The organism is Curtobacterium sp. PhB130, from assembly GCF_003755165.1.
GTDB lineage: Bacteria > Actinomycetota > Actinomycetes > Actinomycetales > Microbacteriaceae > Curtobacterium.
The window spans coordinates 1,062,796-1,082,434 of the sequence record NZ_RKII01000006.1; the positions used below are offsets into that span (position 1 = coordinate 1,062,796).

Sequence of the window (19,639 nt, forward strand, 5' to 3'; positions counted from 1 at the left end):
AGGGCACCCCGAGCGGGTGTCCTCCGTCGTGGTGTCAGTCCAGCGCCGCCGCGATGTACGCCGCCAACGCCTCCCCGTACGCCACGGCCGGGTCCGCCGCCGCGAACGTCCGGTCCTCGCCCCGCAGCGCGATCGTCACGGTGTACACGACCCGGGACGCCGCGGCGACCCGCGTCAGCCCGACGAACGAGGGCCCGAGGAGCTCGCGGAGCTGGTCCTCGCGGGGCAGCCACAGCGACTCCTCCGCGGACACCGAGTCGAGCGCCCACTCGGTCGTCCCGTTGAAGCCGAGCGTCGTGCCCGTCGGGTGGTCGTGCCGCTCGACGGTCATCTCCGACACCGTGTAGACGTCGTCGTCGACGCCGGGCTTGTCGATGACGAACCGGTCGCCGGTCGCCGGGTGCCAGCGGAGTCCTGCGTCGCGGAGGGTCTTGGCGAGTTCGACGGTGATCACCACCCCAACCTGCCACGGTCGCCCGTGCATATGTTCCGGAAAGCAACCCGTACTAGCATCGCGGGGCACCCCTCGTGCGCGGATCGCCCGACGCTCCGCGCGCGCGACGCGACGACGCCCGGACGACCGGTGCCGTGCCTCCAGGCCGTACGAACCGGCCCCGGGACGGACCGAGCGCCGGACCCCGACCGCGGCTGACCGCACCAGCGGCCCGCTGAAGAGAAGGACCGCAATGACCCTCGACCGCGAGGAACTCCGCGACCGCTGGACCGTGTCCATGGTGCGCGAGAACGCGCCGGCCGGCGCACCGGCCGGAGCTGCCGCCGGGATCCCCGCGACCGTCCCCGGCCAGGTCCACACCGACCTGCAGCGCGAGGGACTCCTGCCGGACCCGACCCTCGACCGCAACGAGGACGCCGCGAAGTGGGTGGGCCGTTCCGACTGGACCTACCGCCGCTCGGTGGACGTGGACCCGCGCGGCCACGAGCGCGTCGACCTGGTCTGCGACGGCCTCGACACCGTCACCGAACTGACCCTCGACGGCGTGCAGATCGGCGCGACGCGGAACATGCACCGCCGCTACCGCTTCGACCTCCGCGACGTGACGGACGGCAGCAACGCGCGGACGGAGCGCGACCTGGAGATCCTCTTCGAGTCCCCGTACCGCGAGGCTGGCCGCGTCGCCGCCCGGGCCGGCGCGATGCCGGGCCCGTACGACGAGCCGTTCCCGTACGTGCGGAAGATGGCGTCGAACTTCGGCTGGGACTGGGGGCTGACCGCCGTCACGAGCGGTCCGTGGCGTCCCGTCGCGATCGAGCGCTGGTCCACCGCGCGGCTGCGCGACGTCCGCCCGCTCGTGGACGTCGAGGCCGGGGAGGGCGTCCTCGACGCGCACATCGCGTTCGAGCGCTCCGGCATGAACGACCTCGACCAGGACGGCGAGGACGACGACCTCGTGCTCGTCGTGACGGTCGCGGGGGAGACCGCCGACGGCACGAAGACCCGGCAGCGTTCGCGGGCGCAGGTGACCCCGAAGGAGAACGAGACCGTCGTCACGGTCCGGATCCCGGAGGCCCGGCTCTGGTGGCCGCGCGGGTACGGCGAGCAGCCCCTCTACGACGTGTTCGTCGAGCTGCAGACGGTCGAGGGCGAGGTCCTCGACCGGCACACCTTCCGCACCGGTTTCCGGTCGACCCGGGTGGACACCGCGGTCGACGACATCGGCCGCCCGTTCAACATCCACGTCAACGGCACGCTCATCGACGTCCGCGGCGTGAACTGGATCCCGGACGACGTCATCGTGTCCAGGGTGGACCGGTCGCGCTACGAGGACCGGCTCACGGCTGCCGCGTCGCTCAACACGAACCTCGTCCGCGTCTGGGGCGGCGGCGTGTACGAGTCGCACGACTTCTACGAGGTCTGCGACGAGCTCGGGCTGCTCGTCTGGCAGGACTTCCCGTTCGCCTGCTCGGCCTACCCCGAGGACGAACCGCTCCGCAGCGAGGTCGTCGCCGAGGCGCGTGACAACGTCGCCCGGCTGTCCCGGCACCCGTCCCTGGTGCTGTGGAACGGGAACAACGAGAACATCTGGCTCCACGACGCCGACGGCTGGGGCGAGGTGCTCGGCGACCGAGGCTGGGGTCTCGACTACTACCTCGACCTGCTGCCGACGATCGTCGACGCGGTCGACCCGTCGCGCTTCTACACGGTCGCATCGCCGTGGTCCGGCTCGGAGTCGCTGTTCGCGAACGACGTCGACCACGAGACGCACCACTCGTGGGACGTCTGGAACCGCGAGTCCGACGACCACTACCGCGACTCCGTGCCGCGCTTCGTCTCCGAGTTCGGCTGGCAGGCGCCGCCGGCCTGGCGCACGCTGCGTGACGCCGTGTCGGACGAGCCGATGACGCCGACCTCGCCGGGCGTCGTGCACCACCAGAAGGCCGCCTCCGGCATGGCGAAGCTCGCGAACGGCCTTTCGCCCCGCTTCGGCACCGGCTGGGACACCGACTTCGACCGCTGGCACTACCTCACCCAGCTGCAGCAGGCGCGTGCGATCGCGACCGGCGTGGAGCACTGGCGGACGCACTGGCCGCGGAACACCGGCGTGGTCGTCTGGCAGCTCAACGACCTGTGGCCGGTCTCGTCGTGGTCGGCGATCGACTCCGCCGGGCGGCTGAAGCCGCTGGCGCACGAGCTGCGTCGGCTCTACGACGACGTGCTGCTCACGATCCGGCCGGCGTCCGACGTGACGGTCGCGGTGGGTGGTCCGGTCGCGGACACGGCAGGGCGGCCGGGAGGCTCGGAGCAGGTGACCGCGTCCCTTCCCGTCCCCGACATGGCCGGGTCCGGTGCCGCGGGTCCTGCCGCGGGTTCCGCCGCTGGGGACACCGCGGTCATCGAGACGTCCGGTGCGTCGCGGATCGAGGTCGCGGTGCGGTCGACGCGTCGCGGCCTGGACAGCGTGGTGCGGGTCCGCCGGATCGACATGTCCGGGCGCACGCTCGCCGAGGTCGAGCTCCCCGTGCACCTCGACGGTGCCGGGGTCGCGGTGGTGGCGCTGCCGTCGTCGGTCGGCGTCGTGGCCGACCCGACGGCCGAGCTCGTCGTCGCCGACATGGACTGGCGTCGCGCCGTCTGGACACCGGCGCCGGACAAGGACATGCGCTGGGAGCCGGCGCACTACCGGGCGGCGTTCTCGCCGGCGGCGGACGGCGACGGCCTGGACCTGGTCGTCGAGGCCGAGTCGCTCGTGCGGGACCTCCTGCTGCAGCCGGACCGGGTCCGGCCCGAGGGCACGGTCGACCGCGGCTTCATGACGCTGCTGCCGGGGGAGCGGGTGGCCTACCGGCTGCGCGGGGTCACCGAGGCCGACGTCCCGCAGCTCACCGGCACCGCGGTGCTCTGGAGTCTGGACCGCGTCCTCGACCGTTGATATACAACATACAACTTGATATATTGGGGAGGCGCCGACCTGTGTCGTGACCCGTGATGACCCGGCGTCCGGTGCGACTCTGTCGCGCCGGTGGCCAGCAGGAGGTCTCCGTTGTCAGTCGCGCTCCACCCCACCCCGTCGCCCGCTCCGTCACCCGCCCCCGCGTCCGCCCGCGCCGGGGGTGCTCGGCTCCGAGGCAGTCGCGCGCTCGGTGTCGCCGCGCTCGACCTCGGACTGCTGCTCGCTGCGTTCGGCGGCGCGCACCTGCTGCGCTTCCCCTGGGACGCGGCGACCGGCATCGCAGGGGAAGGCTGGCTCGAGGTCGTCGTCGCTCCGGCGATCATCGTCCTCTGGATGCTGCTGCTCTCGACGTTCCGCACCCGTGACCCACGCATCGCCGGGGTCGGCGGCGACGAGTACCGCCGGCTCCTCACCGCGAGCCTCCTGACCGGGGCGCTGGTCGCCGTGGTCGCGTACGCCCTCCAGGTGGACATCGCCCGCGGGTACGTCGCGATCGCCCTTCCGCTCGGCCTCCTGCTGCTCGCGCTCGGTCGGAAGAGCACCCGGGCCGCGCTCGCACGCCGCCGGGCATCCGGCGAGCAACTCATGGACGTGCTGCTCGTCGGCGACGCCGAGGACGCCCGCTACGTCGGGCGCCGCATCGCCGCCAGCCCGGGGGCCGGCTACCGGGTGCGCGCGGTCGTCACCGACTGTCTGCCGGTCGGGACCGAGATCGAGCTCGGGGACGCCGTCGTCCCGGTCCTCGGTGGTGTCGGCGGGGTGCTGGCCCTGGCCGAGGCCACCGGCGTCCCGGCGGTCGTCATCGCCGGGGCGGTGCCGGGCGGCCACGAGCGACTCCGTCGACTCGGATGGCAGCTCGAGGACCGGGGTGTGGAGCTGGTCGTGTCCTCGCCGCTCGCCGACATCGCAGCGGGCCGGGTGCACGAGCGCCCGGTCGACGGGCTCCCGCTCATGCACGTCGAGACGCCCGAGTACCGGCGTCGCTTCGGCAAGCGGTTCGTCGACGTCGCCGGAGCGGGCCTCGGGCTGGTGCTGCTCGCCCCGGTGATGGCCGCCGTCGCACTGCTGATCCGGCTCGACGACGGTGGACCGGTGCTCTTCCGGCAGACGCGCGTCGGGCGAGGGGGCGTGGACTTCTCGATCCTGAAGTTCCGGACGATGTGCGTCGACGCCGAGGGCCGGATGGCCGCCCTGCGGTCGCAGAACGAGGGCGCCGGCCCGCTGTTCAAGATGCAGGACGACCCCCGCGTCACCCGGGCCGGGGCGTTCCTCCGCAGGACGTCGCTCGACGAGCTGCCGCAGCTCTGGAACGTCCTGGTCGGGTCGATGAGCCTCGTCGGACCCCGCCCGGCGCTGCCCCGTGAGGTCGCCCTCTACGAGGACTTCGCCGACCGACGGCTGCTCGTGACCCCCGGGATCACCGGCCTGTGGCAGATCAGTGGCCGCTCGGACCTGGACTGGGCCGACGGTGTCCGGCTCGACCTGCACTACGTCGAGAACTGGTCCTTCGTGCACGACGTCGTGATCCTCGCCAGGACGATCCCCTCGGTGCTGCGATCGCGCGGGGCGTACTGAGGGTGAATTCCTGTGCGAACGGTGTCCGTTCAGGAGTGCGGCCTGGGCATCCCGGCCCGCGGGAGTTACGATGGGACGAACTCGGCTTCCGCCGGGCGGATCGATGACGACCCGCTGACGGCGACCACTTCCAGAACCAAGGAGTCATGATGCTCGGAAACCTCACCGGTGTGCACCTGCTGATCATCCTCGGCATCGTCGTGCTGCTGTTCGGTGCGACCAAGCTCCCGGCCCTCGCGAAGGGGCTCGGCCAGTCGATCAACATCTTCAAGAAGGAGATGGACATCGACGACAAGAAGGCCAAGGGCACCGACACCACGGTCCAGAACACCGCCGCTCCGGCAGCCCCCGCCGAGCCGGTCGTGAACCAGGCCCCCGTCGTGAACCCGGGCCCGTCGGTTCAGCCGAACGCCACCACCGACCACCGGAACTGATCCGGTCCCGCCCCGTCACCGAGCCTTCGGGCTCGAAGCCCCCGTGATCCCACACGGGGGCTTCGTCGTGTGCGCAGCGCCCGGAACGCGCATGATGAGCGCATGACTGCTCCCGTCCACACCGCACCGCTCCGTGACGACCGGCGTGTGGTGCTCGTCGTCGCGATCCTGGCGTCGTTCGTGGTCGGCCTCGACTCGAGTGTCGTGAACGTCGCGCTCCCCGCGATCCGGCAGGAGCTCGGCGGCGGGCTCGTCGTGCAGCAGTGGACCGTCGACGCGTACCTCGTGACGCTCGGTTCGTTGATCCTCGTCGCGGGTTCGCTGTCCGACCTGTACGGCCGCGTCCGGATCATCCAGTGGGGCCTCGTGGTGTTCGGGATCGCCTCGATCGTGTGTGCGATCGCACCGAACGGCGAGGTCCTCATCGGTGCCCGGGCGCTGCAGGGCGTCGGCGGTGCCCTCGTCACCCCGAGTTCGCTGGCGCTGATCATCGCGGCGTACCGGGGAGCGGCCCAGTCGAAGGCGATCGGCTCGTGGACGGCGTGGTCGAGCGCGGCGATCATCGTCGGACCGGTGATCGGCGGCCTGATCGTGGACGGCATCGGGTGGCGCTGGATCTTCGTGCTCACCGCGATCCCCATCGCCGTGACGATCCCGCTGGTCCGGCGCATCTCCGGGGACGTCGTCGCCGGGGACCACCCCCGAGTGGACGTCGTCGGGGCGGTGCTCGCGGTGGTCGGGGTCGGCGGCGTGGTGCTCGGGCTCATCGAGCAGGAGCGGCTCGGGTGGGGCTCGCCCGTGGTCGTCGTGGCGCTCGTCCTCGGCGCCGTGGCGCTCGCCGCCTTCGTGCCGTGGGAGCTCCGCGTGACTCGGACGACCGGCGCCCCGCTGGTGCCCCTCGGACTGTTCCGTGCCCGGAACTTCGCGGTCGGCAACATCGCCACGCTCTCGATCTACGGCGCGCTCGGGATGGTCGGATTCGTCGTGACGCTCTTCCTGCAGGAGGTCTGGGGCTTCCCGGCCTGGCTCGCCGGTCTCGCGACGCTGCCGCCGACCGTGGTGCTCCTGCTGCTGTCCACCACCGTCGGCGGCTTCGCCGGGCGGTACGGTCCGCGGTGGTTCATGGCGGCCGGGCCCGCGATCGCCGCGATCGGTGCGCTGCTGATGGTGACCGTGGGGAGCCAGCCGGACGGGTACTGGCCCGCGGTGTTCCCGGGGCTGGTCCTCATCGGCCTCGGGATCACCCTGATGGTCACACCGCTGACCAGCGCGGTGCTCGGATCGGTCCCGCAGACCGAGGCAGGCGTCGGGTCAGCGGTGAACAACGCGATCGCCCGGATCGCCAGTCTCGTGATGGTCGCGCTCGCCGGCGTGGTGCTCGGTGGCGAGATGAGCGTCGCGGGTCTGCACCGCGCGGTGGTCGTGATGGCGCTGTTGCTGGTCGCCGGGGCTGTCGTCAGTGCGATCGGCATCCGGAACCCGGACCGGCCGCGGCCCTGACGGCGCTGGGTCGTCGAACCGCCGCGATGCCCACCGTGTGAGTCGTTCGAGCGGCCCGCTCCCGCGGAGCCGTCGCCAGAGGACCGCGAACACAGTGCTGGCGAGGGCCAGCACGAGGAACGGAACCCACCCGCCGAGCGGGGGCGCCGGGTCACCGCCCGTCGGCCCGCCCGGTTCCGCGGCGCCGGGGGTCCCGAATGCCGTCCAGATCCGGAACGCGACCACGTGGGCGCAGTACAGCGTGAGCGCGAGCGTGCCGACGGTGGCGATCGGGCCGAGGACGTGGCGTCGACGGCGGGTGAGCAGACAGCAGATCGCCAGCACTGCCATCGCGACGCCCAGTCCGCCGAGCAGCTCGGCGGTCGAGCCGGCGTGCGGGAAGAGCCCGGTCAGTCGCTCCCAGTCCAGGTGGACGCCCGCGGACCCGTCGGTCGCGATGGGGGCGACCGAGCCGTCCGGGGGCACGGCGACGGAGGAGCCGCCTGCGGAGTCACCCCCGAGGTCGGCGGCGTTCACCGACGTCGACGGCGCCGGGGGCTCCAGCCCGAGGCCGAGGCGCAGGAGGACCCCGCCGCCGTACCCGACGAGGGCGCACCCGGTGCCGGCGACGAGCAAGAGCGCGAGCGCACGGCCCCGCTCGAGGCCGGCCCGGCCCACCACGACCCCGGCGAGCACGATGCCCCACCAGGAGACCGCCGGGTACCCACGGACGAGGACGTCGCCGACGAATCCGGACCCCGGACCCGTGAGTGCCTCGCCGACGACGGCCACGACCGGCCCCACCACGAGCGAGGTGCCCGCCAGCAGGACGAGGGTGCGGAGCCGGGCCCGCAGGAACGGCACAGCGGCGACGAAGAGCACGGCGTAGGTGGGGAGGATGACGTTGATGGGCGTCTGCAGGACCATCAGCACCGCCCCGAGGGCGAAGACCGCGATGGCCCGGCCGGCCACACGTCGACGGTCCGTCACCCTCGCGAGCGGCCCGTCGACACGACCGGCGGTGGCGAGCACCAGGGAGACGCCCGCACAGAAGGCGAACAGGATCGACGAACGGCCGTGCACGAGCGCGGACCACGAGGCAGGGTCGGCCCAGGTGAAGGGCGTGGCAGCGGCACCGACGTGCGCGGCGAACATGCCGAGGACGGCGATTCCACGAGCGACGTCCAGCCCGTTTACCCGTGGACGAGTGTTGAGGTTCATCATGTGGAGAGCACACCGCTCCCGGTGTTTCGCGGACGTATCCCGGAATACGGCCCGCCGGGCGTAAGTTGAGTGCAGTAGACTCAAGTTCAGGACCAACGCAAGGAAAGGACAGAACGCATGGCGAACCTCCAGGGCGCTCCTGACTCTGCGGAGCAGCAGAAGACCGCCCTCGAGCAGTACGGCGTCGACCTCACGGCGATCGCCCGGAGCGGCAAGCTCGACCCCGTGATCGGCCGCGACGCCGAGATCCGGCGCGTCTCCCAGGTGCTGACGCGCCGCACCAAGAACAACCCCGTGCTCATCGGTGAGCCGGGCGTCGGCAAGACCGCCGTCGTCGAGGGACTCGCGCAGCGCATCGTCGCCGGTGACGTCGCCGACTCGCTCAAGGACAAGCGCCTCGTGTCGCTCGACATCTCCGCGCTCATCGCGGGTGCCAAGTACCGCGGTGAGTTCGAAGAGCGACTGAAGGCCGTGCTCAAGGAGATCAACGAGTCCGACGGCCAGGTGATCACCTTCATCGACGAGCTGCACACGCTGATGGGCGCGGGCGGCGGAGAAGGATCCGTCGCTGCCTCGAACATGCTCAAGCCGATGCTGGCGCGTGGCGAACTGCGACTCATCGGGGCGACGACGCTCGACGAATACCGCGAGTACATCGAGAAGGACGCCGCACTCGAACGCCGCTTCCAGCAGGTCTACGTGGGGGAGCCCAGCGTCGAGGACTCGGTCGCGATCCTCCGCGGGCTCAAGGAGCGCTACGAGGCGCACCACAAGGTGACGATCAACGACTCCGCCCTCGTGGCCGCGGCGAGCCTGTCGAACCGGTACATCTCCGGCCGACAGCTCCCGGACAAGGCGATCGACCTCATCGACGAAGCAGCGTCCCGACTCCGCATGGAGATCGACTCCAGCCCCGTCGAGATCGACGAGCTGAAGCGGAACGTGGACCGGCTCCGGGTGGAGGAGTTCGCGCTGAAGCAGGAGAAGGACGACGCGTCCAAGGCGCGCCTCGAGATCCTGCGGAACGAGCTGCACACGCGCGAGGAACGGCTCGCCGAACTCGAGGCGCGGTGGCAGGCGGAGCGGGCGTCGCTGAACCGCATCGGTGAACTGAAGCAGCAGCTCGACGAGCTCAACATGCGCTCGCAGCGAGCCCAGCGCGAAGCCGACTTCGAGACGGTGTCGCGGCTGGAGTACGGCGAGAAGCCCCGGATCGAGGCCGAACTGGCCGCAGCGGAGCAGGCCGAGTCGGCCGACCGGATGGTCAACGACAGTGTCACCGACGAGGACATCGCCGCCGTGATCGCGCAGTGGACGGGCATCCCGATGGGGCGTCTGCTGCAGGGCGAGACCGAGAAGCTCCTGCACCTCGAGAGCGAACTCGGCCGCCGCATCATCGGGCAGCGCACCGCGGTGCAGGCCGTGTCCGAAGCCGTCCGCCGCACCCGCGCCGGCATCTCCGACCCGGACCGTCCGACCGGGTCCTTCCTGTTCCTCGGGCCGACCGGTGTCGGCAAGACCGAGCTCGCGAAGGCACTCGCCGAGTTCCTGTTCGACGACGAGAAGGCCCTCGTCCGCATCGACATGAGCGAGTACGGCGAGAAGCACTCGGTCGCACGGCTCATCGGTGCCCCGCCCGGGTACGTCGGGTACGAGGCCGGTGGCCAGCTCACCGAGGCCGTCCGGCGGCGCCCGTACTCCGTGATCCTGCTCGACGAGGTCGAGAAGGCGCACCCCGAGGTCTTCGACGTGCTGCTGCAGGTGCTCGATGACGGGCGGCTCACCGACGGGCAGGGCCGCACGGTCGACTTCCGGAACACGATCATGGTCCTCACGTCGAACCTCGGCTCGCAGTTCACGACGGACATGTCGCTGACCGAGGAGCAGCGCGAAGAGGCCGTGCGCGAACTCGTGCAGCAGGCGTTCCGCCCCGAGTTCATCAACCGGCTCGACGACATCGTGGTGTTCCAGGCGCTCACCTCGGAAGACCTCGGGCAGATCGTGTCGCTGTACGTCGACCGGCTCGCACGACGGCTCTCGGACCGCAGGCTCGAGCTCGCGGTCACCCCCGAAGCCCGGGGCTGGCTGGCCGAGCGCGGGTACGACCCGGTCTACGGCGCACGTCCGCTCCGCCGGCTCATGCAGCGCCAGATCGACGACCAGCTGGCGCGCGCGATCCTCGCCGGTGACGTCCGGGACGGCGACACCGTCCGGGTGGACGTCGCCGAGGATGGCAACGGGCTGGTCGTGGAACCCTTCGAACTCGCGGAGATCGTCGAGGAGTAGCGTCCAGCGCATGCCGGAGATCCTCGCGATCCGTCGCGTCACCGAGTCCATCGAGCACGCGAGCGTGCTCGACAAGGCCGTCGACATCGACCGCAAGGTCGTCGACGCCCTCGTCCGCCCCCGAGGCCTGCGGAAGCTGCTGCACGGCGTCCCCTTCGGGCACCCGCTGCACCCGCTGATGGTGCAGGTCCCGCTCGGCGCATGGATCTCCGCCGCCGTGCTCGACCTGCTCGGCGGGAAGGGCAACGCGAAGGCGGCGAAGACGCTGGTCGGCGTCGGGCTGGTCTCCTCGGGCAGCGCGACGGCCGCCGGGTACGCCGACTGGTCCGAGCTCGACCGCGAGCAGCTCCGGACCGGATGGGTGCACCAGGCGGTGAACTGGGTCGGCATCTCGCTGTACGGGCTGTCCTGGCTGCAGCGGAAGCACGGCAACCACGGCGCCGGCAAGCTGCTCGGGTTCGCCGGACTCGCGGTCGTCGGCGTCGGCGGCTACCTCGGAGGGCACCTGGCGTACCGGCAGCGAGCCGGGGTCAGCCGGTCCGGCGAGGTCCCGTTCGACGTCTGACGCCGTCCGCGTAACGCCAGCGAAACAGTCGGTTCGCGAAGCTCGGCGCATGGACCAGCTCACGATCGACACCGTCCCGTTCTCCTTCGTCCCCGGCGTCCGCTGCGTCGAGTTCGTGGTCCGGATCGATGAACAGGCCGGTGCCGTGCATGTCGATCCAGCCAACGCTTAGGAACATCACGTGCAATATACGAGTGCGCGTACTGGTGGTGGATGACGAGGTCCCGCTCGCGGACCTCGTCGCGAAGGGACTGACCCGGCAGGACATGGCGGTGGACGTCACCTACCGCGGCGACCACGCTGACGAGCTCCTCTCGGTGAACGACTACGACGTCGTCGTGCTCGACCGTGACATCCCCGGGATGCACGGCGACGAGGTCGCACGTCGACTCGCAGCACGGGGGAGCCTCACGCGGATCCTCATGCTCACCGCGGCCACTGCCCTGGCCGACCGGGTCAACGGACTCGAACTCGGGGCAGACGACTACCTCGCGAAGCCCTTCGAGTACCCCGAGCTCGTCGCACGGGTCCGCGCACTCGGACGGCGCACCGTCGCTCCGGTCGCGCCGGTGCTGTCGCGGGTCGGGCTCGTCGTCGACACGAACCGCCGCATGGTCACCCGGGACGGTCGGCTGCTCGACCTCACCTCGAAGGAGCTCGGGGTCCTCGAGACCCTGCTGCGCGCGGACGGTCGCATCGTCTCGGCCGAGGAGCTGCTCGAGAAGGTCTGGGACATGAACATCGACCCGTTCACCGCGGCGGTCCGGGTGACGATGTCGAAGCTCCGCAAGAAGCTCGGCGAACCGGACCCGATCAGGACGGTGCCGGGCAGGGGCTACGCCCTGTGAGACGCATGTGGAGCATCCGTGCCCGCACCGCCCTCGTCTTCGCGCTCGCCGCCATGGCCCTTGCGACCGGGGTCGTGGTGTTCACGAACGTGATGTCCCTCGCGGGAGTGGGCGCCGTCTCCACCGTGGCGGTGGAGCGCGAGGAATCCGAAGGGTCCGGACCCACGACGTCGGCGACGGAAGGCACGACCGCCGCGACCGCCGCGACCGTGGTGAGCGTCGTGGCCGTTCGGCAGTGGCGATGGTCCGCGGTCGGAGTCACCGGCGCGGGCGTCCTCGCCGGTGGGCTCGGGTGGCTCGTCAGCCGGCGGATGCTCCGCCCCATCGACAGGATCACGGCGACCGCGAACCGGATCACCGCGTCGAACCTGCACGAGCGCATCGACCTCGGTGGTCCGGACGACGAGCTCCGGCGCCTCTCGCGGACGGTCGACGATCTCCTCGACCGCATGGAGACCGCGTTCGAGAGCCAGCGGCGTTTCGTCGCCCAGGCCTCGCACGAACTCCGGACCCCGCTCGCCGTTCAGCGAGCGGCGGTGCAGATCGGACTGCACGAGCATGCCGGCCCCGAGGAGCTGTGGGCCACGCGCGAGGAGCTCCTGGCACAGAACCGCCGAACGGAGCACCTCGTCGAGTCGCTGCTGGTCCTCGCGGAGGCGGACCGCGGACTGACCGACGCCGGATCGGCGATCGACCTCCGAGCGCTCGCCGACGAGGTGACCACCGCCCTCGCTGAGACCGGCCGGGAGCACGAGGTGACGCTGACCCACACGGCGCGATCCGAGCCTCCCGTCCGGTGTGTCACCGGTGAGCCGACGCTCGTCCGCCAGCTCCTCACCAATCTCGTCGGCAACGCCGTCGAGTACAACGAGCCCGGCGGGTTCGTCCTGGTCGTCACCGACGACCGCGGGTTCATGGTCGAGAACTCCGGGCCGGCAGTGCCCCGCGAGATCGCGCCGCTGCTGGTCGAACCGTTCCGTCGCTGCCCGAGTCGAGTCGGTTCGGGCCGGCACAGCGGCCTCGGCCTCTCGATCGTCGCCTCGATCGCGCAGGCGCACGGGTGGCAACTCGCGATCGCCGCTCGCGACGACGGCGGGCTGCGCGTGCGGGTCGACGTTTCGCCGCTGTAACGCGGCGGGTACACGGGCCGAAACAGCCTCTCCGGTGTGCTGGTCACATGAAGCACACACCACGGAGCCACCGCACCGCACTGGTCGCGGCCGCACTCGTCATCTGCACCCTGCCCTTCACCGTCGCGGCGTGCTCGACGTCCACCGGGACCGACACCGTCGCCGACGCGAGCGCCGGCATCGGGGCCAAGTGGGGCTCCTGCATGCGCGACGCCGGGTTCGACGTCAAGGACCCGAGTGACGCCGCGGCCGAGTCCGGCATGATGCAGGCGCCGTCCGGCGCCGACGGCGACGAGTTCACGGAGGCCGGTGCCACGTGCAGGAAGCAGGCCGGAATCGCCGGGCACAGCAAGGCGGACATGCAGAAGTGGGAGCGCGAGTCCGCCGAGGTCGCCAGCTGCCTCCGCGAGAACGGCTACGCGGACTTCCCCGAGCAGAAGCCGGGCGTGATCGACCTGAACGGCTACGCCCGCGCTCAGGAGCCGGCATTCCAGGAGGTCATGCAGGAGTGCACGGACGAGTTCGCACCCGACACCCAGACCCAGGACCTCGGCTGATGCCGGAACCACGCAAGGAGATCACCATGCAGAAGACCACGAAACTCACCACCATCGTCGCCGCGGCATTGCTGCTTCCCGGACTCCTCGCGGCGTGCTCGAGCGGATCGCCGACGAGCGACGAGACGTCCCCCGGTGCGAAGAGTGCGAACGCAGCGGAGTGCATGCGGGGCAAAGGCTACGACATGGCGGACCCGGACACGTCGAAAGGCGTGGACATGCAGGTTCCCGAGGGCGTCGACAAAGACCAATGGGTGCAGGATCTCGGAGCCTGCCTCGGCGCCGAGAGCGGCGCCGAGAGCGGCGCGGGGCAGGCAGGGGAGGCCAAGGAGGCGCCCGGCACGGAGAAGCAGATGCGCAAGATGGCAGAGTGCATCCGCGACAACGGGTTCGAAGACTACCCGGACGACCCTGCCGCGATGGCGAAGTTCACGCCCGATGACGAATCGACGTTCGACGACGTCGCCCACAAGTGCGGCACCGAGGCGTTCGGCGACGGTGGAGTGGCGGAACAGCGGTGAACACCAGGACGCGGAAGCGCGCCACCGTCGCCGGCGTCTGCCTCGTCGCGGTGATCGCGGCCGGGACGGGGACGTGGGCGATCGTCGATCTGCCGTCGAGTCCTCCTGCCGCCGCTGACGACGGGACGAAGGAGCGCCGCCCCACCACCCCGGTCGTCAAGGGCGACCTGACGGACTCGAAGGTCTTCGCCGGAACGCTCGGCTACGGTGCCCCGGTCGGCGTTCCGGGAGCTGCGGCCGGGACGCTCACCTGGCTGCCGAAGCCGGGCACCGTCATCCACCGCGACGAGACCCTCTACGCGGTCGACGAGCGCGCAGTGCGCAGCATGCACGGCACGGTCCCGCTCTGGCGGGATCTGCAGCGCGGGAGGAAGGGCACCGACGTGCGGCAGCTCAACGACAACCTGGCAGCACTCGGCTACGACGTCGCTCAGGACGACACGTTCGGTCCCCGGACGCAGCGCGCCGTGCGGCAGTGGCAGAAGGACCGTGGCCAGAAGGTGACCGGGGTGCTCACCGCGAACGACGTCGTGTTCGTCGACGGCGACGTCCGCGTCGCGTCCGTCACCGGGAAACTCGGTCAGCCGGCGGGCGGCGACGTGGTCACGGTCACGAGCACGAAGCGCATCGTGACCGCGACGGTCTCCCAGCGTGACGCCGAACGGCTCGCGGTCGGGACGAAGGTCGACGTGCGGATCAACGGGACCGGCGACCCGATGACCGGGGAGGTCACGGACGTCCAGCCGAGTGCCGGGGAGGACTCCGGCTCGAAGGTGGACGTCCAGGTGTCGTTCGAGTCGGGCGACCGGCAGCTCCCGGCGGCAGCGTCGGCGCAGATCGACGCGAAGGGAACCACCGAACGCGACGTGCTCTCGGTCCCGGTCTCGGCCCTGGTCGCCCGGGGCGACGGGCGGTACGCCGTCGACGTGGTCCGGAAGGACGGCACGAGCGATCGGGTCGCCGTCGACCCGGGGTTCATCGCCGACGGTCGGGTCGCGATCACCGGCGAGATCGCCGAAGGCGACCGCGTCGTGGTGCCGGGATGACCGGCGCAGCGGTCCTCGCGCTCCGGGAAGTCACCAAGACCTACGGGGACGTCGGCGCCCTCCGCGGCGTCTCACTCGACGTCGCCGCCGGCGAGCTCGTGGCGGTCGTCGGGCCCTCGGGATCCGGGAAGTCCACGATGCTCAACATCGTCGGCACCCTGGACCGCCCGACCTCGGGCACGGTGACGATCGCCGGCAACGACGTCGCGACGATGTCCGACGACGCGCTCTCGCTCCTCCGCGCGGACCACATCGGGTTCGTGTTCCAGCACTTCCACCTGCAGGCCGGCGCGACCGCGGCGGAGAACGTCGCCGACGGGCTCCTGTACACCGCGACCGGGCGGCACGAGCGCCATCGACGTGCGGTCGATGCGCTCGGCACGGTCGGACTCGCACACCGTGTGGACCACCGCCCGAACCAGCTCTCCGGCGGTGAGAAGCAGCGGGTGGCGATCGCGAGGGCGCTCGTCGGGGATCCGACGATCCTCCTCGCGGACGAACCCACCGGAGCGCTCGACACGGCGTCCGGGACCGCGATCCTCGAGTTGCTCCGCGCGCTGAACGCTGCCGGCACGACGGTGCTGGTGATCACCCACGACCTCGAGCTCGCCGCCTCCCTCCCGCGCCAGGTCCGGATGCGCGACGGCCGGGTGGAACAGGACTCCGGACCGGACGCCGACGGCGCTCCGGCCGACGCGGCGGCCCTCGCGACCGCGATCCGGGGCGGACGATGAGCCGCCGGTCCGGAGTCAGCGGCGCGGACCTCCTCCGGCTCGGGGTCTTCGGCCTCCGGACCCGCCCTGGCCGCGTCGTGCTCTCCGCCCTCGGCATCGCGATCGGCATCGCGGCGATGATCGCGGTGGTCGGCATCTCGTCCTCGAGCAAGGCCAAGCTCGACCAGGTCCTCGACGCGCTCGGCACCAACGTGCTCACCGCGACCCAGGCCCAGGGGTTCGGCGAGGTCCCGCCCCTTCCTCCGTCGGCACTCGAGTCCGCCCTGCGGCAGGACGAGGTGCAGTCGGCAGCGGCCGTCGGCACGGTCGAGGACACCGCCGTCTACCGGAACCCCTTCATCCCCGCTCCGGAGACGAAGGGCATCGGAGTCTCGGCCGCGTGGGGCGACGTCCCGGAGGTGCTCGGTGGAGCCGTGGCGTCCGGCAGGTGGATCGACTCGTCCGCGGACGCGCCGGCGCAGGTCGTCCTCGGTGCCGATGCCGCGGCGGCGCTCGGGATCGACCGGGTGCGCGACGACACCCGCGTGTGGATCGGCGGCCGGTGGGTGCAGGTCGTCGGCATCCTAGAGCGGCTCGAACTCGCGGACGACCTCGACAACCAGGTGTTCGTCCCGCGTTCCCTCGCGTCGGACCTCGGGTTCGACGGGTCGCCGACCGCGGTCTACACGCGGGTCGACCCTGAACGGGTCGCGCAGGCCCGCGACGTCCTCGCCGGAGCCATCCGGTCCGACGCGCCGCAGGACGTCGGAGTCACACGGCCGTCCGACGCGCTCGCCGCGAAGAACGCGACGGACGACTCGTTCACGGGGCTGCTGGTGGGCATCGGCGGTGTCGCGCTGCTGGTCGGCGGGATCGGGGTCGCGAACACGATGGTGATCACGGTGCTCGAGCGGCGCGCCGAGGTCGGTGTCCGGCGAGCGCTGGGTGCCCGACGACGCAACATCCGGGACCAGTTCCTCGTCGAGTCGCTGCTGCTCTCGTTCCTCGGCGGTGTCGCCGGGGTGGTGATCGGTGTCGGGGTGACGATGGTCTTCGCGATCGGCCAGGGGTGGCCGGTGACGATCCCCGCCTGGGCGGTCGCGGGCGGACTCGGCGCGACGGTCGTCATCGGTGGGGTGTCCGGGTTGTACCCGGCGGCGCGCGCAGCGCGCATCCCGCCGACCAGCGCGCTGGCTGCGGTCTAGGGACCACGGCTCTGGACCCGGACGGGAGGCCCGGTGCCGGTCTGCGGGACCGGCACCGGGCCTCCCGTCGGTGCGTCCGGTGCCGCGGTTCAGCCGGCCAGCACCGCGTCCGCGACCAGGTCCGCCATGCCGGCGTGGCCACGCAGGGTCGGGTGGACGAGGGTGTCGGTGCCGTCGGCGGAGCGCAGGCCCTCGATCCAGCGCGATGCCGGGTCCGCGCAGACATCGTTGCCGGTGCTCGCCGCCGTGGGGTCGACGTGGGTGATGCCGTGCGCGATGCTCTGCGCGGCGATGCCGAGGTTCAGGCGGTCTTCGGCGAGCTTGAAGAACGGCAGGTCGGACCGGGTCACGAAGGAGAACTGCGTCGGTTCCTTCCACGTGCACGTCGACGGGTCCGCAGGCGCCAGCTGCGGGTACCCGACGGTGACGATGCGGGCGTTCGGTGCGGCGTCGTGGACGGCTTCGAGCATGGTGCCGTACTCGGTGAGGACCTGCTGCATCCGCTGTTCCAGCTCGTCCCCGAGTCGACCGCCGGCGACGTCCGCGCCGTACGAGGTCGTGCACGGGGTGCCGGGCTTCTCGGAGACGGCGATGCCGAGCGCGAGGCACTTCGTGAGGACCGGGCCGAAGCCGAAGGAGTTCCCGCCGAGACCGATCGTCACGACCTCGGTCCGGTCTGACAGCGCTTCGATCTGCGGTGCAACGGGATCGGTGCCCGCGGGTGGGACCTGGCTCTCCCAGACGTTCCTCGTCTCGGCGCCGACGCACGAGACGTTGCGGAGGACGAGGTCCGGCCGGGCCGCGGCGTGCGCGACCACCGGGTACGCGCCGTTCGTGCGGAGGCACCCGTCGCGCGGCTCGAGCTGGTCGCCGGCGAAGTAGCCAGCGGTGTAGGAGTCACCGAGGACGGCCCATTCGCCGTCCGGTGCGTCCGCGGCGGCGGCCCCGGGCACGGCGCCCACGGCGATGAGCGCTGCGGTCGTGGTGGTGAGGGCGAGCAGGATCTTGCGCATCACGTCTCCTTCTCCCCGTCGCGTCGGTGCGACGAGTGGTTGCGAGCATGCAATACCCAGAACATCAGCATGTCAACGCGCTATGGACGAAGCGGGATGGCGGTCGTCAGGGGTCGGTGATGATGCCTGGTCATGACCAGTTCGTCAAGAGATGTTCCCGATCCGTTCGGCATCCGTGATCCCCCGGAAACACGCGGATCGAATGTCTCCACAGGGACCGATCCAACGGTTGACAAGGGGCGCTCGAAGGTCTTCTATTGCGAATACGCAACGTCCTTTCATAAAGGTCGGACCAAGGGAGTCAACGTGACACGCACGCGATTCGCCGCACTCGGTGCGCTCGGCCTGGCAGCCGCGCTCGCCCTCACCGGGTGCTCCGCCGGAAGCAACGCCGCTTCCGACAGCGGGACGAAGTCCATCGGCACACCCGATGGCAAGGGCAAGACCATCACCGTCTGGATGATGAACGGCGACCTCAGCGACAAGGTGCTCAGCGCCGCCGAGCAGCAGTTCACGAAGGCCACCGGCGCGAAGGTGAAGGTGCAGCTCCAGCAGTGGGACGGCATCACCACGAAGCTGACCACGGCACTCGCGCAGAAGGACGCCCCGGACGTGGTGGACCTCGGCAACACGCAGGTCCCCGTGTACGCGGCGACCGGCGGGCTGATGGACCTCACCCCCTACGAGAAGGAACTCAAGGGCGGTCAGACCTGGCTCTCCGGGCTCGAGGGACCGGCCACCGTCGACAGCAAGCTCTACGGTGCGCCGCTGTTCGCCGGCAACCGCGCCGTCGTCTACAACAAGAAGGTGTGGGCGGACGCCGGTGTCACCACGGCGCCCACCACCTACGAAGAACTCACCGCGGACCTCGACAAGGTCAAGGCGAAGAACACGGCGAGCGACTTCTCCGCGTTCTACATGCCCGGCCAGTACTGGTACGGCGGACTGCAGTGGGTGTGGGACGCCGGCGGCCAGATCGCGACGGAGAAGGGCGGCAAGTGGACCGGCACGCTCGACTCCGCGGACGCCGTGAAGGGCCTCACCGCCTGGAAGGACTTCCAGAACGCGTACTCGGCGAAGTCGACGCAGGACATCAACACCGACAAGCCGTCGCAGAGCGACGTCTTCGCCCAGGGGAACACCTCGGCGTTCCTCGGGTCCGCGTGGGAGATCGGCTCGGTCACCACGGCCAAGCCGGAGCTCAAGGACCAGATCGGCACCTTCCCGATGCCGTCCGCATCGGGCAGCGGCACGCAGCCGGTGTTCCTCGGCGGCTCGGACCTCGGCATCCCGGCGAAGGCGGCGAACCAGGACCTCGCGCTGTACTACCTGAAGATCCTGACCTCGAAGAAGTTCCAGCAGGACCAGGTGTTCGGCGTGGACGGCTGGGAGCCGAACTCGACGCAGCTGCTGAAGTCCGTCGCCGGTGACGTCGACGAGCTGCACAAGCCGTACTTCGAGGCTGCATCGACCAGCCGTCCGACCCCGGCGACCCCGGGCTGGGCGACCATCGAGGGCGACGCGAGCTTCCAGTCGATGTTCGCGGACGTCGCGACGGGCCGGAAGTCGCCGAAGGAGTCCGCCACGGACTTCTCGAAGCACCTCACCTCGGCGCTCAACGCGAGTCTGTAGT

17 protein-coding genes and 1 pseudogene are annotated in these 19,639 nt (G+C 71.0%); 15 read left to right on the forward strand and 3 right to left on the reverse strand.

What is annotated here, in order from left to right:
• Window positions 1-34 precede the first annotated feature (34 nt).
• The gene (locus EDF24_RS05220; RefSeq protein WP_123654551.1) at window positions 35-454 is read right to left on the reverse strand and encodes a pilus assembly protein CpaE; all 420 of its coding nucleotides are present in this window, start codon (window positions 452-454) and stop codon (window positions 35-37) included.
• Between the two features lie 232 nt (window positions 455-686).
• On the opposite strand from EDF24_RS05220, the gene EDF24_RS05225 reads away from it, so the two are divergent.
• From EDF24_RS05225 to EDF24_RS19465, 4 genes are all read left to right on the forward strand, one after another.
• Window positions 687-3,389: a glycoside hydrolase family 2 protein gene (locus tag EDF24_RS05225; RefSeq protein ID WP_123701324.1), complete on the forward strand. Its 2,703-nt coding sequence runs from the start codon at window positions 687-689 to the stop codon at window positions 3,387-3,389.
• Between the two features lie 111 nt (window positions 3,390-3,500).
• Entirely contained in the window at window positions 3,501-4,985 is a 1,485-nt protein-coding gene (locus EDF24_RS05230) for a sugar transferase (protein WP_123701325.1), read from the forward strand.
• Window positions 4,986-5,131: 146 nt separating this feature from the next.
• Window positions 5,132-5,419: a twin-arginine translocase TatA/TatE family subunit gene (gene tatA / locus EDF24_RS05235; RefSeq protein WP_395867408.1), complete on the forward strand. Its 288-nt coding sequence runs from the start codon at window positions 5,132-5,134 to the stop codon at window positions 5,417-5,419.
• Between the two features lie 102 nt (window positions 5,420-5,521).
• Window positions 5,522-6,919, forward strand: coding sequence for an MFS transporter (locus tag EDF24_RS19465; RefSeq protein WP_123701326.1), 1,398 nt, complete (start codon window positions 5,522-5,524; stop codon window positions 6,917-6,919).
• Between the two features lie 84 nt (window positions 6,920-7,003).
• On the opposite strand, the pseudogene EDF24_RS05245 reads toward EDF24_RS19465, so the two are convergent.
• Window positions 7,004-8,122: pseudogene (locus EDF24_RS05245) on the reverse strand (heparan-alpha-glucosaminide N-acetyltransferase domain-containing protein); the annotation flags it as partial.
• 117 nt (window positions 8,123-8,239) lie between these two features.
• On the opposite strand from EDF24_RS05245, the gene EDF24_RS05250 reads away from it, so the two are divergent.
• From EDF24_RS05250 to EDF24_RS05290, 10 genes are read left to right on the forward strand one after another with little or no spacing between them, the layout of a single operon-like run.
• Window positions 8,240-10,408: an ATP-dependent Clp protease ATP-binding subunit gene (locus tag EDF24_RS05250; RefSeq protein ID WP_123654542.1), complete on the forward strand. Its 2,169-nt coding sequence runs from the start codon at window positions 8,240-8,242 to the stop codon at window positions 10,406-10,408.
• Window positions 10,409-10,418: 10 nt separating this feature from the next.
• A complete protein-coding gene (locus EDF24_RS05255; protein ID WP_185021562.1) occupies window positions 10,419-10,973 on the forward strand; it encodes a DUF2231 domain-containing protein in 555 nt (184 codons plus the stop codon).
• 49 nt (window positions 10,974-11,022) lie between these two features.
• On the forward strand, window positions 11,023-11,145 hold the full coding sequence (locus EDF24_RS19470; RefSeq protein ID WP_260233355.1) for a hypothetical protein: 123 nt from the start codon (window positions 11,023-11,025) through the stop codon (window positions 11,143-11,145).
• Between the two features lie 22 nt (window positions 11,146-11,167).
• Complete coding sequence (locus EDF24_RS05260; RefSeq protein WP_123654538.1) at window positions 11,168-11,821, forward strand: response regulator transcription factor; 654 nt, start codon at window positions 11,168-11,170, stop codon at window positions 11,819-11,821.
• A gap of 5 nt (window positions 11,822-11,826) precedes the next feature.
• Window positions 11,827-12,951, forward strand: a complete 1,125-nt coding sequence (locus EDF24_RS05265) for a HAMP domain-containing sensor histidine kinase (protein ID WP_123701329.1) — start codon at window positions 11,827-11,829, stop codon at window positions 12,949-12,951.
• A gap of 47 nt (window positions 12,952-12,998) precedes the next feature.
• On the forward strand, window positions 12,999-13,508 hold the full coding sequence (locus tag EDF24_RS05270; RefSeq protein WP_123701330.1) for a hypothetical protein: 510 nt from the start codon (window positions 12,999-13,001) through the stop codon (window positions 13,506-13,508).
• 26 nt (window positions 13,509-13,534) lie between these two features.
• Window positions 13,535-14,029, forward strand: coding sequence for a hypothetical protein (locus tag EDF24_RS05275; RefSeq protein ID WP_123654532.1), 495 nt, complete (start codon window positions 13,535-13,537; stop codon window positions 14,027-14,029).
• Window positions 14,026-15,075, forward strand: a complete 1,050-nt coding sequence (locus EDF24_RS05280; protein WP_123701332.1) for a peptidoglycan-binding protein — start codon at window positions 14,026-14,028, stop codon at window positions 15,073-15,075. Before EDF24_RS05275 ends, EDF24_RS05280 begins: the two co-directional genes overlap by 4 nt.
• Complete coding sequence (locus EDF24_RS05285) at window positions 15,072-15,809, forward strand: ABC transporter ATP-binding protein (RefSeq protein ID WP_123701333.1); 738 nt, start codon at window positions 15,072-15,074, stop codon at window positions 15,807-15,809. The genes EDF24_RS05280 and EDF24_RS05285 overlap by 4 nt, the downstream gene beginning before the upstream one ends.
• Complete coding sequence (locus EDF24_RS05290; protein WP_123701334.1) at window positions 15,806-16,993, forward strand: ABC transporter permease; 1,188 nt, start codon at window positions 15,806-15,808, stop codon at window positions 16,991-16,993. The genes EDF24_RS05285 and EDF24_RS05290 overlap by 4 nt, the downstream gene beginning before the upstream one ends.
• 89 nt (window positions 16,994-17,082) lie before the next feature.
• Here the strand turns inward: EDF24_RS05290 and EDF24_RS05295 are convergent, their stop codons facing one another.
• Entirely contained in the window at window positions 17,083-18,006 is a 924-nt protein-coding gene (locus EDF24_RS05295; RefSeq protein ID WP_123701335.1) for an SGNH/GDSL hydrolase family protein, read from the reverse strand.
• A 306-nt stretch (window positions 18,007-18,312) separates the two neighbouring features.
• Here EDF24_RS05295 and EDF24_RS05300 point away from each other — a divergent pair, with 306 nt between their 5' ends.
• Window positions 18,313-19,638, forward strand: coding sequence for a sugar ABC transporter substrate-binding protein (locus EDF24_RS05300; protein ID WP_221180734.1), 1,326 nt, complete (start codon window positions 18,313-18,315; stop codon window positions 19,636-19,638).
• Window position 19,639 lies beyond the last annotated feature (1 nt).

Coding starts and splice junctions, on each gene's coding strand:
- EDF24_RS19470 (WP_260233355.1), top strand. CDS start 11,023: ATGGACCAGCTCACGATCGACACCGTCCCGTTCTCCTTCGTCCCCGGC.
- EDF24_RS05290 (WP_123701334.1), top strand. CDS start 15,806: ATGAGCCGCCGGTCCGGAGTCAGCGGCGCGGACCTCCTCCGGCTCGGG.
- EDF24_RS05250 (WP_123654542.1), top strand. CDS start 8,240: ATGGCGAACCTCCAGGGCGCTCCTGACTCTGCGGAGCAGCAGAAGACC.
- EDF24_RS05275 (WP_123654532.1), top strand. CDS start 13,535: ATGCAGAAGACCACGAAACTCACCACCATCGTCGCCGCGGCATTGCTG.
- tatA (WP_395867408.1), top strand. CDS start 5,132: ATGATGCTCGGAAACCTCACCGGTGTGCACCTGCTGATCATCCTCGGC.
- EDF24_RS05265 (WP_123701329.1), top strand. CDS start 11,827: ATGTGGAGCATCCGTGCCCGCACCGCCCTCGTCTTCGCGCTCGCCGCC.
- EDF24_RS05255 (WP_185021562.1), top strand. CDS start 10,419: ATGCCGGAGATCCTCGCGATCCGTCGCGTCACCGAGTCCATCGAGCAC.
- EDF24_RS05270 (WP_123701330.1), top strand. CDS start 12,999: ATGAAGCACACACCACGGAGCCACCGCACCGCACTGGTCGCGGCCGCA.
- EDF24_RS19465 (WP_123701326.1), top strand. CDS start 5,522: ATGACTGCTCCCGTCCACACCGCACCGCTCCGTGACGACCGGCGTGTG.
- EDF24_RS05225 (WP_123701324.1), top strand. CDS start 687: ATGACCCTCGACCGCGAGGAACTCCGCGACCGCTGGACCGTGTCCATG.
- EDF24_RS05295 (WP_123701335.1), bottom strand. CDS start 18,006: ATGCGCAAGATCCTGCTCGCCCTCACCACCACGACCGCAGCGCTCATC.
- EDF24_RS05285 (WP_123701333.1), top strand. CDS start 15,072: ATGACCGGCGCAGCGGTCCTCGCGCTCCGGGAAGTCACCAAGACCTAC.